This is a genomic window from Microbacterium sp. 69-10, assembly GCF_001897945.1.
GTDB lineage: Bacteria > Actinomycetota > Actinomycetes > Actinomycetales > Microbacteriaceae > Microbacterium.
Map to the genome: position 1 here is coordinate 582 of NZ_MKRT01000006.1, position 12,491 is coordinate 13,072.

At 68.1% G+C, this 12,491-nt stretch carries 19 protein-coding genes; 10 read left to right on the top strand and 9 right to left on the bottom strand.

Features of this window, described 5'->3' with window-relative positions; translation table 11 throughout:
• Nucleotides 1-72 precede the first annotated feature (72 nt).
• Genes BGN97_RS01915 through msrA form a run of 3 tightly spaced genes read right to left on the bottom strand, consistent with a single transcriptional unit; the run spans nucleotide 73 to nucleotide 2,153 of the window.
• Nucleotides 73-879, bottom strand: coding sequence for a hypothetical protein (locus BGN97_RS01915; protein WP_292697561.1), 807 nt, complete (start codon nucleotides 877-879; stop codon nucleotides 73-75).
• Nucleotides 813-1,562: a hypothetical protein gene (locus BGN97_RS01920; RefSeq protein WP_292697562.1), complete on the bottom strand. Its 750-nt coding sequence runs from the start codon at nucleotides 1,560-1,562 to the stop codon at nucleotides 813-815. The genes BGN97_RS01915 and BGN97_RS01920 overlap by 67 nt, the downstream gene beginning before the upstream one ends.
• 33 nt (nucleotides 1,563-1,595) lie before the next feature.
• Nucleotides 1,596-2,153, bottom strand: coding sequence for a peptide-methionine (S)-S-oxide reductase MsrA (gene msrA / locus BGN97_RS01925; protein WP_285632783.1), 558 nt, complete (start codon nucleotides 2,151-2,153; stop codon nucleotides 1,596-1,598).
• Nucleotides 2,154-2,286: 133 nt separating this feature from the next.
• On the opposite strand from msrA, the gene BGN97_RS01930 reads away from it, so the two are divergent.
• Complete coding sequence (locus BGN97_RS01930; protein ID WP_292697563.1) at nucleotides 2,287-2,760, top strand: carboxymuconolactone decarboxylase family protein; 474 nt, start codon at nucleotides 2,287-2,289, stop codon at nucleotides 2,758-2,760.
• On the top strand, nucleotides 2,757-3,119 hold the full coding sequence (locus tag BGN97_RS01935) for a GNAT family N-acetyltransferase (protein WP_292697564.1): 363 nt from the start codon (nucleotides 2,757-2,759) through the stop codon (nucleotides 3,117-3,119). Before BGN97_RS01930 ends, BGN97_RS01935 begins: the two co-directional genes overlap by 4 nt.
• 25 nt (nucleotides 3,120-3,144) lie before the next feature.
• On the opposite strand, the gene BGN97_RS01940 is transcribed toward BGN97_RS01935, so the two are convergent.
• A complete protein-coding gene (locus BGN97_RS01940; protein WP_292697565.1) occupies nucleotides 3,145-4,140 on the bottom strand; it encodes a pirin family protein in 996 nt (331 codons plus the stop codon).
• A gap of 73 nt (nucleotides 4,141-4,213) precedes the next feature.
• Nucleotides 4,214-4,681, bottom strand: coding sequence for a hypothetical protein (locus tag BGN97_RS01945; protein ID WP_292697567.1), 468 nt, complete (start codon nucleotides 4,679-4,681; stop codon nucleotides 4,214-4,216).
• A 55-nt stretch (nucleotides 4,682-4,736) separates the two neighbouring features.
• Here BGN97_RS01945 and BGN97_RS01950 point away from each other — a divergent pair, with 55 nt between their 5' ends.
• Nucleotides 4,737-5,051, top strand: coding sequence for a hypothetical protein (locus BGN97_RS01950; protein ID WP_292697569.1), 315 nt, complete (start codon nucleotides 4,737-4,739; stop codon nucleotides 5,049-5,051).
• A gap of 22 nt (nucleotides 5,052-5,073) precedes the next feature.
• Here BGN97_RS01950 and BGN97_RS01955 read toward each other — a convergent pair whose 3' ends face one another.
• Complete coding sequence (locus tag BGN97_RS01955; protein WP_292697900.1) at nucleotides 5,074-5,622, bottom strand: HutD family protein; 549 nt, start codon at nucleotides 5,620-5,622, stop codon at nucleotides 5,074-5,076.
• A gap of 8 nt (nucleotides 5,623-5,630) precedes the next feature.
• The gene (locus BGN97_RS01960; protein WP_292697571.1) at nucleotides 5,631-6,128 is read right to left on the bottom strand and encodes a MarR family transcriptional regulator; all 498 of its coding nucleotides are present in this window, start codon (nucleotides 6,126-6,128) and stop codon (nucleotides 5,631-5,633) included.
• A gap of 84 nt (nucleotides 6,129-6,212) precedes the next feature.
• Between BGN97_RS01960 and BGN97_RS01965 the strand changes: the two genes are divergently transcribed.
• The 6 genes from BGN97_RS01965 to BGN97_RS01990 all read left to right on the top strand — a co-directional run bounded on the left by BGN97_RS01965 (nucleotide 6,213) and on the right by BGN97_RS01990 (nucleotide 10,187).
• Complete coding sequence (locus BGN97_RS01965) at nucleotides 6,213-6,710, top strand: cupin domain-containing protein (RefSeq protein ID WP_292697573.1); 498 nt, start codon at nucleotides 6,213-6,215, stop codon at nucleotides 6,708-6,710.
• The gene (locus tag BGN97_RS01970; protein WP_292697575.1) at nucleotides 6,707-7,141 is read left to right on the top strand and encodes a DUF4267 domain-containing protein; all 435 of its coding nucleotides are present in this window, start codon (nucleotides 6,707-6,709) and stop codon (nucleotides 7,139-7,141) included. The genes BGN97_RS01965 and BGN97_RS01970 overlap by 4 nt, the downstream gene beginning before the upstream one ends.
• A gap of 4 nt (nucleotides 7,142-7,145) precedes the next feature.
• A complete protein-coding gene (locus BGN97_RS01975; RefSeq protein ID WP_292697576.1) occupies nucleotides 7,146-7,883 on the top strand; it encodes a GH25 family lysozyme in 738 nt (245 codons plus the stop codon).
• A 34-nt stretch (nucleotides 7,884-7,917) separates the two neighbouring features.
• A complete protein-coding gene (locus BGN97_RS01980; protein ID WP_292697578.1) occupies nucleotides 7,918-8,463 on the top strand; it encodes a TIGR00730 family Rossman fold protein in 546 nt (181 codons plus the stop codon).
• Between the two features lie 360 nt (nucleotides 8,464-8,823).
• On the top strand, nucleotides 8,824-9,366 hold the full coding sequence (locus BGN97_RS01985; RefSeq protein WP_292697580.1) for a type IV toxin-antitoxin system AbiEi family antitoxin domain-containing protein: 543 nt from the start codon (nucleotides 8,824-8,826) through the stop codon (nucleotides 9,364-9,366).
• Nucleotides 9,363-10,187, top strand: coding sequence for a nucleotidyl transferase AbiEii/AbiGii toxin family protein (locus tag BGN97_RS01990; protein WP_292697582.1), 825 nt, complete (start codon nucleotides 9,363-9,365; stop codon nucleotides 10,185-10,187). Before BGN97_RS01985 ends, BGN97_RS01990 begins: the two co-directional genes overlap by 4 nt.
• A 66-nt stretch (nucleotides 10,188-10,253) precedes the next feature.
• On the opposite strand, the gene BGN97_RS01995 is transcribed toward BGN97_RS01990, so the two are convergent.
• Nucleotides 10,254-10,409: a hypothetical protein gene (locus BGN97_RS01995; protein WP_292697584.1), complete on the bottom strand. Its 156-nt coding sequence runs from the start codon at nucleotides 10,407-10,409 to the stop codon at nucleotides 10,254-10,256.
• A 242-nt stretch (nucleotides 10,410-10,651) separates the two neighbouring features.
• Here BGN97_RS01995 and BGN97_RS02000 point away from each other — a divergent pair, with 242 nt between their 5' ends.
• Entirely contained in the window at nucleotides 10,652-12,031 is a 1,380-nt protein-coding gene (locus tag BGN97_RS02000) for a plasmid pRiA4b ORF-3 family protein (RefSeq protein ID WP_292697586.1), read from the top strand.
• Nucleotides 12,032-12,076: 45 nt separating this feature from the next.
• Here BGN97_RS02000 and BGN97_RS02005 read toward each other — a convergent pair.
• Nucleotides 12,077-12,491, bottom strand: a 415-nt coding sequence (locus BGN97_RS02005) for a nucleotidyl transferase AbiEii/AbiGii toxin family protein (protein ID WP_363331387.1), incomplete at its 5' end; no start/stop codon positions are given.

Below are 12,491 nucleotides of genomic sequence, written 5' to 3' on the forward strand. Positions count from 1 at the left end.
GAGATCGGCGTGGCGTCCACCGGCGATCCGGTCCAGACGACGGAGAAGGGCTTCGAAGCGCACCGGACGATGCTACTGCCGCAGGTGATGAGCCAGATGCACGCCGGTGAGCGAGGCAGGATCCGCCGCGATGCGGTCCGGCGCTCCGACGGCGACGATCCGCCCGCCCTCCGCGCCGCCACCCGGTCCCATGTCGATCACGTGATCGGCGTTCGCGATCACGTCCAGATCGTGCTCGATCACGATCACGGTCGCGCCGCGCGAGACGAGCCGATCGAAGACGGACAGCAGCGTGCGCACGTCCAGAGGATGCAGTCCGACGCTGGGCTCGTCCAGCACGAACACGGCGTCCGACTGGTCGCGGTGCATCCGGCCCACGAGCTTGAGGCGCTGCGCCTCCCCGCCGGAGAGCGCGGGCGTCGCCTCGCCGAGAGTGAGGTATCCGAGGCCGAGCTCGGAGAACGCCTGCAGCCGTCTGTGCGCGCGCGGCAGGTCGGCGGTGCGCGCGAGGGCTTCGGTGACGGTGCAGCGCAGCAGAGCGGGCAGCGCGATCCCGTCACGGATGATGTCCCAGGCGGCCGGGGCGAACCTGCTGCCCTCGCACTCCGGGCAGACGATGTCGACGTCGGGGAGGAACTGCACGTCGAGGGAGATCTCACCGGTGCCCTCGCACCGCGGACATGACAGCGAACCCGTGTTGTACGAGAAGTCGGATGCCGTGAGCCCCGCGTCCCTCGCCCCATCCGTCGCCGCGTACGCCTTGCGCAGCTCATCCATCACGCCGGAGTAGGTCGCGACGGTGGAGCGCACGTTCAACCCGATCGGCGTCGCGTCGACGACGTGCACCTGCAGGGGCGCCGGCGCGTCGAGGGAGCGCACGTGCTCGACGCATCCGCCCGTCCGCGGACGCGTCGAGCGCCGGCACCAGCGGGCTGCACGTTGAAGCCGAACATCTGCCACGGCGCCACCGCGCCGCCGTCGAGCGTCTTCGACGGATCGGGCACCAGGGTCGCGTCGTCGACGGTGCGCACCACCCCTGTGCCCTGGCACGTCGGGCAAGCACCCTCGGAGTTGAACGCCAGCGCCTCGGCGCCCGGAGCATGCACGTGCTCACCGCAGACAGGGCAGGCGAATGGCGTCTCGGCGGCGACGTCGATCGTGGGCGGCACGCGGTGCCCGTTCGGGCAGACGTGCGATGCCAGGCGTGAGAACATCAGCCGCAGCACGTTCAGCAGTTCCGTGGAGGTGCCGAACGTGGAGCGCACACCGGGCACGCCGGGGCGCTGCCGCAGGGCCAACGCCGCAGGCACGTGCTCGACGGAGTCGACGGCGGCGTGCGGCGCCTGCGACATCCGCCGTCGCGTGTACGTCGACAGCGCCTCGAGATAGCGTCGCGAGCCCTCGGCGTACAGCACGCCGAGGGCGAGCGAGGACTTCCCCGAGCCGGAGACCCCGGCGATGCCTACCAGTGAGCGGAGCGGGATGTCGACGTCCACGCCCTGCAGGTTGTGCACGCGCGCACCGCGCACCGCGATGCGATCCGGCTGCGGGCTGCCGCTCATCCGCTCAGGCCCCGTCCTGCGGGCCGACGCGGATCAGGCGCTCGCCTCGGCGTCTCGGCGCGGCAGGACCCAGCCCGCGCGCGGGAAGTGGCAGGTGTAGCCGTCGGGGTAGCGGATCAGGTAGTCCTGGTGCTCCGGCTCCGCCTCCCAGAACGGTCCGGGCTGCTCGATGGTCGTGACGGCGGCACCGGGCCACAGCCCCGAGGCGTCCACGTCGGCGATCGTGTCCCTGGCCACGCGCTCCTGCTCCGCATCCAGCGGGAAGATCGCGGAGCGGTAGCTGGTGCCGATGTCGTTGCCCTGCCGGTTCAGCGTGGACGGGTCGTGGATCTGGAAGAAGAACGCGAGGATGTCGCGGTAGGTCGTCTGAGCCGGGTCGAAGACGATCTCGACGGCCTCGGCGTGGCCCGGGTGGTTCCGGTAGGTGGCGTGGTCGTTCTCGCCGCCGGTGTAACCGACTCGCGTGCCGAGCACGCCGGGCTGCCGGCGGATCAGATCCTCCATGCCCCAGAAACAGCCTCCTGCGAGGACGGCGGTCTCGGCTCCCGCCTGGCGGGTGATCGTTCCGGTGTCGCTGCTGCCGCTGGTCATCACGGTGCTCCTCTGGTCTTCGTTCGGGCGTTCCCGTCCCATTCTCTCCCCTGGGTGGGGAATGAGGGCCGGGCCGTCTAGGTTGGTGCTGAGAACGGGCCCCGGCCCGCGTCCCGAGCATCCGAGGAGAGTCATGCGTCCGTACCTGGACAAGTCCGCACCCGACGTCTGGAAGGCGATCAGCGCCTTCTCCACGACCGTCAAGCAGCACGCCGCGGCCGGCGGCCTCTCGGTGCAGGAGTCCGAGTACATCAAGCTGCGCGCATCGCAGCTGAACGCCTGCGCCTTCTGCCTCGATGTGCACTCCCGCGAGTCCCGTGAGGCGGGAATCGTGCAGCAGAAGATCGACCTGCTCCCGGCATGGCGCGAGAGCGCCCTCTACACCGAGCGCGAGAAGGCGGTGCTGGCCGTCGCGGAGGCGGCGACGCGGATGCCGCTGAGCGAGGAGTCCAAGGCCGATCTGGCCGGCGCCGCCGCCGTGCTGGGCGAGCAGGCGTTCGCTGCCGCCGAGTGGGTCGCGATCACGATCAACGCGTTCAACCGCGTCTCGATCCTCAGTGAGCACCCCGTGCGCCCGCGCGGGGCTGACGGAAAGGTGCTGTCATGACCGAGGAGCGCTTCACCGTGCGCGACGTCCCCGCCGAATCGCGCTATGTGCTGATCGACCGCGGCGAGGACGGCACGGACGCCAAGGAGGTCGGCGAGGAGTCGTACGTCGACGTCGGGGACGAGCGCGTGCTGTTCCACACCGGGGTGTCCGAGGACTACGCGGGTCAGGGCCTGGCCTCGAAGCTCGTGCGCGCGGTCGTGGACGACGTGGTGGCGGCCGGGAAGTCGATCGTGCCGGTGTGCCCGTACGTGGCGGCGTGGATGCCGAAGCATCCGGAGTACGACGAGCACGTCGTGACCCGCCGCGCGGATCACATAGCGGCGATCAGGGCGCTGGAGGAGGCCCGCGCGGTCTGAGCCGGCCGGTGCGTCTGCTCCCCGCCTACTCGCGTGCCCGCAGCCGGATGGTGGGCATCGGAGGCGCGGGCAGCGGCGCGAGCTGTCCCTCGGCGTACGGCCCGAACAGCTCCGGCTTCCCGGCATCCTGGGGGTCGGCAGGCTCGAAGCCCAGCTCGGCCTGGTAGCGACGTCGGAACTCGACGATCTCGTCGTGGCTGCGGCCGATGAAGTTCCACCACATCACGATCTGCTCCCCCAGCGGCACGCCGCCGAGCAGGATCACCCGCGCGCCCTCAGGACCAGCCGCGATACGCATGGTGTCGGCGCCGGTGGGCGCGTAGCCGAGCTCACGGTGCTGCACAGGCGTCTCATTGACCACGATCGACCCGCTCTCCGCGAGAGCGGCATGCTCGAAGTCGCGGCGCACGTCGAGCACGACCTCGGCTCCCGGTTGCAGCACGAGCTCGGCCCCCAGCAGATCAGGGGTGCGGGTGTCGACCGGCGAGGTCGACCCCGCCAGAGAGCCGATGAACACACGGATGCTGGCACCACCCAGCTCCACCGGTTCGGGCGCGTAGTGCGCGAATGCGTGCTCCGAGAACCTCGTGGACTCGGGCAGCGCGTACCAGAGCTGCACGCCGTGCAGCACGGTCGTGTCAGGTGTGCTGATCTCCTGGTGGGTGATGCCCTGCCCCGCGATCATCAGATTGAGCTCGCCGGGGAGCACGGGAGCAGCGATGCCGTTGGAGTCGAGGTGGTCGATGCGGCCGGTGAACAGCCACGAGACCGTCGCCAGTCCGGTGTGCGGATGCCGCGGGACCTCCATGCCGCCGGTGTCGGCCACGTCGTCCGGTCCGTAATGGTCCAGGAAGCACCACGCGCCGACCAGCGAGCGCTGCTTCTGCGGCAGGGTGCGGTACACGGTCATCGCACGGATGCCGCCCAGGGGCACCTCTCGAGGGGTGAGCACCTCGACGTCGGCGCACAACGCGCCCGGCTCCAGGACGCTCTCGACCGGGTTCGACTCCTGGTTGCTCATGCGGGCTCTCCTCGGCATCCGTGACCTGACCCTGCCAGCGTAGCCAGTCCGACAGGCCCGGCATCCGTGCGCGCTATGCGTTGCGGATCGCGGAGAGCACCATGCCGACGGGGATGCTGACCGCCAGCAGCACGAGCAGCACGCGGTAGCCGAGGAGCAGTGTCCGGTCGGTCTCGACGCGAGTCCCGAGCGACGCGAGGAAGGCGAGTACGAGAGCGATGACGAGAAGGCCGGATCCGACGAACACGGTCGCGGTCGAGCCGGCGACAGTGCCGCCGATCACGCCGAGGTGACCGAGGTTCCAGAGCGCGAACCAGCACCAGCGTGCCGTGGTGGAGCCTGCGGGCCGCCATCGTGTGAGGGCTGCGCCCATGACGTACTGGGCGGCGCCGGCGACCAGCACCAGGTACGCCGCGGCCCAGCTCCCCTTGCCCAGTTGGAGAGGTCCGGTGACGGCGGCGAGTATCCCGCCCAGGACGATGGCGACCGCGCCGACGATGCGGAACGCGCGAGCGGGGGTGAGGGATGCAGACGAAGTCACGCCTCGAATCTACGCGCGCTGCCGGTGGGGCTCCGGTTCGTCGTCCGATCCGACCGTGGCGACCAACCAGCCGGCACTGCGGAGTTCATCCGGAACGGTGTGGCTGATCTCGTCCGCCGTTTTCGTGGTGGTCTGCCTGGTGCCGCTGATCGGCATCATCGCCGTGCGCAGCGCGGCGGTTCCCGTCGCGCTCATCGCGATCGTGCTGCTCGTCGGGCTGCTTGCGGCGCAGTTCGTCGTGCGCGTCAGGATCTCTGCGCCACGTCACCGACTGCGCTGGCTCGCTGCCTGCATGCTGGCCATGGCTGTCGTCGCGCTGATCTCGATGATGGTCTGCGTCTCGATCGTGTGGTCGTCGGTGCCGCGCTGAGCGCGCCGGGCGCACGCGGGGCTCAGCTGCGCGGATGCGGTCGAGCGGCGATCCGGGCGACGACGAACCTGCCGCGGAAGTCCGCGGAGGCAGAGGTCTCGAGCTTCACGGCGTCGAGTCGCGCCAGTGGCCTTCCGTCCACCAGCGCGGAGTCGCGGAGCGCCACGAGGACGAGGATCCCATCGCCCGCGTCGACGACACCCGGATCGTCGACGCTCCGCATGTCGCACTCCCAGGAGTCACGATGGGTCATGACGTTGAGGTCGAGGAAGCCCGCTTCCCGCGGGCTGGCGCTCACCGCGGCCTCGCCGTCGAACACGACGATCCCCTCCGGATCGAGGAGGACCTCGCGCCCGTCGATGCGCAGGTCCACGGCGCCCGGGCCGAGTGCGACCTGACCTCGACGCACGCCCGGGTACGGACTGTAGGGCTGCGTGCCCGTGATCTCGGCGATGCTCACGCGCCAGGTCCATGTGCCGGCATCCGTCGCGTCGTCGAACAGATTCCGCGTGATGCCGCGCCCGTTCCTCCACGGCGTCGGCGGGATCGCGCTGTACTCCACGACTTCCATCACGCCGCTCACCTCTCGCCGAGCTGCGTGATGATCGCGCGGGTCACACGGTCGAGGTCGGCGCGGTCAGCATCGCTGAGGCCACCGGCGATCTCGCGCAGCGTGGCATTGTGCATGGACACGGCCTCGTCCGCCAGGCGGAGTCCTTCTTCGGTGAGCTCGATGTCCAGGCTCCGTCGATCCTGCGGATTGGGCACCCTTCTGATCACGCCGAGCTTCTCGAGCCGATCGAGCCTGCCCGTCATCGTCCCGGTCGTCATCAGCAGCGCACGGGCGATCGCGGTGGGCGAGAGCCGGTGAGGCGCTCCCGAACGACGCAGGGCGAAGACCACGTCTCCGTCGCCCTTGTTCACGCCATATCTCCTGGCGAGTCCCTCTGTGCGCGCATTCACCAGCTCGGCGGCGCGATTGAGCCGGGCGAGCAGGGCCATCGCATCGCGATCGACGTCCGGTCGCTGCTCCGCCCATTGCCCCACCAGGGCATCGATGCGGTCGTTGTCGTCCATACCGAAACTATAGCTTGCGTGCGAGCTACTTGAGTGTTAGCTTCCTTTCAAGTAACTCGTATGCAAGTCAAATTCGGAGGAATCATGGAAGACACCCTCACCCTCACCCTCAACGGGTCGGAGAGGATCATCGTCATCGAAAGCACCCCGGACCGGTTCGTGGTCGAGGCGACGTACCAGCAGCATGGCGAGCGTCCGCCGATGCACGTCCACCCTCACCACACGGAGTCGTTCACCGTGCTCTCCGGTGCTCTGCGCGTCGGATACGCGGACCGCGAGCAGGACTACCCCGTGGGCGCAACCTTCGATATCGGCAGCGGCGTCGCGCACCGGATGTGGAACGCGGGCGAGACCCCCACGACCGTCCGCTGGACGAGCACCCCTGCGGGACGGGTCGAGTCGTTCTTCCGCGGGATGGACGCCCTCCACCGCGCGGGGACCACCGGGCTCGTCTCCAAGGCGGGCGTGCTGCGGGCGCACGCCGACGTCATGCGCCCGTCCTCCCCCGTGACCCGGATGCTCGTGCAGGTGCTGGGCGCACTGCGACCGGCGCCCGCCGCTGCCGGGGAGTCGATCCGATGAGGTTCCGTCGGCATCTCGCGACCTGGCTCACCGTCGTGCTCGCTCTGATGATCGGCTATGTCGGGGTCAGCTACTTGCTCGATCCGGCGGGCACCGCGCCCGGCTTCGGCATGGCGAGCTGGCCCGAAGGGGATGCGGCGGCATTCCTCGCCACGAAGGGCGCGCGCGACCTGGTCACCGGAATCCTGCCGCTGGTGCTGCTGCTGACCCGCCAGCGCCGGGCTCTCGGGTGGGCGATGTCGGTCATCGCGATCGTGCCGCTGCTGGATGCTCTGCTGATCCTGTCCACGGGCGGCTCGACCGCGATGGCTCTCGGAGTGCACGCTCTCACCGCCGTGCTCACGCTCGGCACCGGGGTGCTCCTGCTCACCGAGAGGCCCCGGACTCCAGCATCCGTCTCACGGGCCTCCCGGCTGCCGTCCGTATCCTGAGAGCATGAGACACCGGGCCGGAACACGGCTGATCGTGATCGCCGCGAGCAGCATCGGGGTGCTCGGGATCCTCGCGGTCCTGATCTTCAACGGCGTGCTGTGGCCCGCGCGACTGTTCGCAGCGTCGTACCCTGTGCGCGGGATCGACATCTCGAGCTACCAGGGCGACGTCGACTGGGACGTGCTCGCATCGCAGGACATCGACTTCGCGTACATCAAGGCGACGGAGGGTTCGAAGTCGACCGACTCGCGCTTCTCTGCGAACTGGGCGGGTGCCTCTCGCACCGACCTGCTGATCGGCGCCTATCATTTCGTGAGTTTCGAGAGCACTGGCGAGGCCCAGGCCGCGCACATCATCGAGACGGTCCCGAAGGGAGCCACCCTCCCGGTCGCACTGGACCTCGAGTACTACGGAGACTTCTTCGCCCACCCGCCGACGCGCGCGCAGGTCGACGCGATCCTGGGACCGCTGCTGCGGCTGCTCGAGGAGCACTACGGCGCACCGCCCGTCATCTACGCGACGTCCTCGGCCTACGACCGCTATCTGTCCGGCGGATACCCGGACAATCCGATCTGGATCCGGTCGATCGTCCTGCCCGCGACCCTCGAAGACGGACGCGACTGGGCCATCTGGCAGTACTCCGATCACGACCGGCTCAAGGGCTACGTCGGCGTCGAGCAGTACATCGACATGAACGTGTTCGACGGCACACGCGAGGAGCTGGCGGCGCTCGCGAGGTGAGCGACCGGCCGCTCCCGCTTTCTAAGCTGGGAGGGTGAACATCTGCGTCTTCCTCTCCGCATCCGATCTCGACGACCGCTACGCAAGCGCCGCTCGGGAGCTGGGACGATTGATCGCCGAGCAGGGGCACACCCTGGTGTGGGGCGCGAGCGACGTGGGGCTGATGAAGGTTCTTGCGGATGCTGTCGATGACGCCGGCGGGCGGCTGATCGGAGTCTCCGTGGACTTCCTCGCGGCCAAGGCCCGCCCGCTGCAGGAGCCGGACGAGCTGATCGTCGGCGCCGACCTCGCCGAACGCAAGGCGACGCTGCTGGCCCGCAGCGATGCCGTCGTGATCATGGTCGGCGGCAGCGGCACGCTCGACGAGGCGACCGACGTGCTCGAACTGCGCAAGCACGGCATCTACCCCGGCCCGGTCGTCGTGCTGAACACGGACGGCTTCTACGACGGTCTGCAGCAGCAGTTCGCCCGCATGGATGCGGAAGGCTTCCTGCCCGTCCCGCTCGCTCAGCTGTGCACCTTCGTGGATGAGCCGGAGGAGGCGCTCGCGGTCATCCAGCAGCACGCCCCCACAGCGTAGGAAGATGGCTCCGGGAACAAGAAAACCCCCGCCTGAGCGGGGGTTTCATTCTTGCTGGGGTACCTGGACTCGAACCAAGAACAACTGAGAGCCGCCTGGCCCGTCCGAGCGAAGCCCCGAATCGATGGAGTTCCCCGTAATTTCAGGGATCTCATGGGGTCAAGTCTACCGCGGGCTACCGACAGCTACGCAGTGATTCGTGCTGATTAGCGCCTCTCGGGGACGGTTTCTGGTCACCAATCTGGTCACCGTGTTGGTTCCCCGTCAGCCTCGCTGAACAGTGCGTCGTGAACCAGAAGGCTGACTGAACGACCATCACACATCCCGTCACAACACTACCGTTTTCGGTATAATTGTGACATGGCGGCTGAAGCGAAGTACCGGGAAGTGGTGCGCGAGATCGCGCTCGACCACTATGGCTACGTCACCACGCGGGAAGCAGCGGAGGCTGGGGTCCCGCCGATCGAGCTTCCCAAGCTCGCGGCGCGGGGCGGGATCGAGAACGTCGCCTACGGCCTGTACCGCGTGGCCGACATCCCTCCAACACCCTACGACCAGTACGCAGAAGCGCTGCTCCGGGTCGGAGAGGACGCGCATCTGCACGGCGAGTCCGTCCTAGCACTGTTCGGTCTTGCCGACGTGAATCCACGGCAGGTGAAGGTCGCCGTCCCGCGCCGCGCCAGGCCGCGACTTCCTGCCTACATCGAGTTGACTCAGGTCACCCCTGGCGCACGCACCACACTCTATGAGGGTCTTCGGGCACGGCCGGTCGCCGACGCACTCATCGAGTGCCGCGGTCGTATCCAGGACGAACGGCTCCTGTCGGCAGCCAAGCAAGCGAGAGCAGAGGGTCTCCTGACGACGGCCGAGTGGCAGCACGTGCGAAAGGAACTTCAGCGATGAGTTATGATGCGCCACCGCCGAACCTCCGCTCTCTGGAGCAGCGGATTCGCAATCTCGAAGGAGACGAAGGGCTCGCTTCTCGTCGGCGTGTGGGGATGGCCCTGGTCGTCGTCGGGCAGATGCTGCCCGGCGGTGCCGTCAAAGGCGGAAGCGCGATGGCACTGCGTTTCGGTCGAGGCACTCGGTTCACGAGGGATCTCGATGCGGCCAGGCGTGGGCCCCTGAGTCAGTTCCGCAGCGATTTTGAAGAGTCCCTCGCCGCAGGATGGGCGGGATTCACCGGGCGGCTCATCGAGAAGCAAGCACCACGCCCGACGGGGGTGCCGACCACGTACGTCATGCAGCCCTTCGAGGTGAAGCTCGACTATCGGGGTCGCCCATGGTGCACGGTCGCCTTCGAGTTGGGCCACAACGAGATCGGTGACGCAGAAGAGCCCGAGTACCGGCTTGCGCACGACCTCGCGGAGCTGTTTACCGAGGTCGGCCTCGAAGCACCCCGACCGATTCCTGTGCTGCGCGCAGATCACCAGATCGCGCAGAAGCTTCACGCACTCTCCGCAGCAGGAAGTGAGCGGGCACACGACCTGGTCGATCTTCAGATTCTCGAGGCTGGCGAACCGGTGGATCTGTTGTTGACCAAGGCGACGTGTACGAGGCTCTTCGAATACCGACGTCAGCAGACATGGCCGCCACGCATGGCCGCTGGGGATCGTTGGGACACACTCTACGAGGAAGCAGCCAACGGCCTCGACGTCCTGGCAACTGTCGATGACGCGATTATCTGGGTCAACGAACTCATCGCACGCATCGCGCAGAGCTGATCCCTTAACCTCTCAACAGTTGATCGAACTCCACCGGCGTTTTGCCATAGCCGGGCTCGATGCCCGTCAAACGCGCTGCTTGCGGGCGACGAGGAAGCGCTCGACCCGTTCAGAGCGAGTGACACCGACCGGCACCGACCTGTTCTCCAGCGCCGCCGACGCCCGGGTGGAACGCAGGGCGGCACGATGAAGCGCCTCACGAGTGACGTTCTTGCGCTTCATGGGCTCACCTCCGGCGATCGGGATAGGCACCATTCTGTCGCGCCGCCTCTCGCCTGTCGGGGTGCGCGCCCCGGTGGACGCTTCCCACCCAGCAGTTGGGGGGCAGCATCCGCTGAGCCAGAATTGTTCGTGATGCTGCGTTGTCAATCGAGGCGCACGGAACCGGGAGAGCACGTATGGCGGCTGAGAGCTTCGAGGCGGCGGACATTCAGAAGTTCATTGACCACATCCGCGCGAGCGCGATGTCGGTTCAGCCTAGCGAATCGTTCGACTCGGGAGGCCTGGACGATCTCTGGCGGCGCCCCGAGCCGCAGCTCCTCGCCGTCCCCGCAACGGTGCGGGGTTTCCGCATCCGTATCGATCTGCAGCGCACGAAGCCGCCGGTGTGGCGACGTGTCGAGGTGCCCGGCGACATCCTCCTCCCGCGGCTGCACGAGGTGATCCAGGCGGCGATGGGATGGACCGACAGCCACCTGCACCGCTTCCGCACGAGCAATGACCGCAACGCTCCCGAGTTCCTCACCCAGTTCGACCTCGATGAGGGCGACGAGGGGATGCTCGAAGACGATGTTCGTCTCGATCAGGTCATCGCCGGCGAGGGTGATCGGCTCTGGTACGACTACGACTTCGGGGATGACTGGAAGCACCTCCTGCGCGTCGAGAAGGTGCTCGACGCCCCTCCTTCGGCTCCGGTGTGCGTCGGCGGGAAGCTCGCCTGCCCGCCGGAGGACTGCGGCGGCGTCTGGGGTTACGCCGAGCTCGCCGACTGGGTGCGCAGCGACTACGACGACGCCCTCCGCCCCGAGATGTTCGACAGCACGGCGGAAGGACGCGCGTGGCTGCCCGACGGCTGGCATCCCGACGTGTTCGACATCGATGAGACGAACGAGCTCATCGCCTCCGTCACCGCGGAGCCGATCCCGGTCGTCGAGGAACTCGGGTCGCTGCTCAAGCTGGCACGCAACCGCGGCGCACGCGGCCTGCGCGACGCGCTCGCGCATCCGTCCGCTTCCGGTGCGACCGATGTCAGCGCAGACGATGCGGCCGATCTCACCGAGCCGTTCCGAGCGCTCCTCGACATCGTCGGGGACGGCGCGGCGCTCACCGGCGCCGGGTATCTGAAGCCCGCTGCCGTCGAGCAGATCGCACATCGCACCGGCATCACCGAATGGTGGATCGGCAAGGCCAACCGCGAAGACCTCACCTGGCCCGTCTGGGAACTCCGCGCCACCGCGCGAGCGCTCGGGCTGGTGTCGGTGCGCAAAGGGCGCATCGCTCCGACTCGGGCAATCGCGGCACGGCGGGGCGATCCGCAGGCGATCCTGCGCCACATCACCGGCCGGCTCCCACTCGGAACGACCCCCGCCGAGCGACACGCCGGATGGATGGCGCTCGTCGTCGCCGCGAATGAGACACCCGCTGAACTCTGGGAGTCACGCATCAGTGAACTCTTGTTCGAACTCGGCTGGCGCGACCGCGAAGACCCCTACCGCGCCCCATCCCCCGACAGCCCCACGCTCGACGCACTCAACCTGCTCACCGGGGCGATGCGCGTGAACCGGCGACCCAAGAGCCTGAACACGGCCGTCGCAGCCATCGCCCGGACCGTCATACGGGCTTGACCGTCTGGTCACCAGATCAAGTGCCGCGAGGTCCGGCAGAAACCGTCACAGTTCCGCTCTACCTGTAGCCGATTCGGTCGGCTCAGACGGTGCGCCGGATGCCGTGTTCCAGTTCCGTTCGACGGGGCTCCGCAATGCCTTGGCGTCGAGCCCGTCCAGCGCCGGATCGACGAAGTCGGCAGCCGCAGCGACGGTGTCAGAGAACATCTCCGGCAGACTTGCGCCCGCCTCGCCGAGCCCCTTCCGGTAAGCGACATAGGTTGAGTCTCGGAGCACTGCGAGCCCCTCGGCGGCCTGCGCTAACGGAATCAAAGTGGTCCCGCGGAAAGTTGCGGTCGCCGTGAGCGCGTCGCGCAGTTCCCCGCACTGGAGAGCGTGTGTGCCGGTCAGAAGATGGATGTCAGCGAAGTCACGCACGCGCGTATTCGCTCGTCCCAGTTCGATCGCGGTGACGAGTTTT

What these genes read in the sequence shown, in the direction of transcription:
- msrA (WP_285632783.1), bottom strand. Translation starts at nt 2,153, where the DNA reads ATGACCAGCGGCAGCAGCGACACCGGAACGATCACCCGCCAGGCGGGA.
- BGN97_RS01955 (WP_292697900.1), bottom strand. Translation starts at nt 5,622, where the DNA reads ATGGAAGTCGTGGAGTACAGCGCGATCCCGCCGACGCCGTGGAGGAAC.
- BGN97_RS01985 (WP_292697580.1), top strand. Translation starts at nt 8,824, where the DNA reads ATGGCGGCTGAAGCGAAGTACCGGGAAGTGGTGCGCGAGATCGCGCTC.
- BGN97_RS01990 (WP_292697582.1), top strand. Translation starts at nt 9,363, where the DNA reads ATGAGTTATGATGCGCCACCGCCGAACCTCCGCTCTCTGGAGCAGCGG.
- BGN97_RS01935 (WP_292697564.1), top strand. Translation starts at nt 2,757, where the DNA reads ATGACCGAGGAGCGCTTCACCGTGCGCGACGTCCCCGCCGAATCGCGC.
- BGN97_RS01975 (WP_292697576.1), top strand. Translation starts at nt 7,146, where the DNA reads ATGAGACACCGGGCCGGAACACGGCTGATCGTGATCGCCGCGAGCAGC.
- BGN97_RS01970 (WP_292697575.1), top strand. Translation starts at nt 6,707, where the DNA reads ATGAGGTTCCGTCGGCATCTCGCGACCTGGCTCACCGTCGTGCTCGCT.
- BGN97_RS01920 (WP_292697562.1), bottom strand. Translation starts at nt 1,562, where the DNA reads ATGAGCGGCAGCCCGCAGCCGGATCGCATCGCGGTGCGCGGTGCGCGC.
- BGN97_RS01960 (WP_292697571.1), bottom strand. Translation starts at nt 6,128, where the DNA reads ATGGACGACAACGACCGCATCGATGCCCTGGTGGGGCAATGGGCGGAG.
- BGN97_RS01965 (WP_292697573.1), top strand. Translation starts at nt 6,213, where the DNA reads ATGGAAGACACCCTCACCCTCACCCTCAACGGGTCGGAGAGGATCATC.
- BGN97_RS01995 (WP_292697584.1), bottom strand. Translation starts at nt 10,409, where the DNA reads ATGAAGCGCAAGAACGTCACTCGTGAGGCGCTTCATCGTGCCGCCCTG.
- BGN97_RS01930 (WP_292697563.1), top strand. Translation starts at nt 2,287, where the DNA reads ATGCGTCCGTACCTGGACAAGTCCGCACCCGACGTCTGGAAGGCGATC.
- BGN97_RS01940 (WP_292697565.1), bottom strand. Translation starts at nt 4,140, where the DNA reads ATGAGCAACCAGGAGTCGAACCCGGTCGAGAGCGTCCTGGAGCCGGGC.
- BGN97_RS02000 (WP_292697586.1), top strand. Translation starts at nt 10,652, where the DNA reads ATGTCGGTTCAGCCTAGCGAATCGTTCGACTCGGGAGGCCTGGACGAT.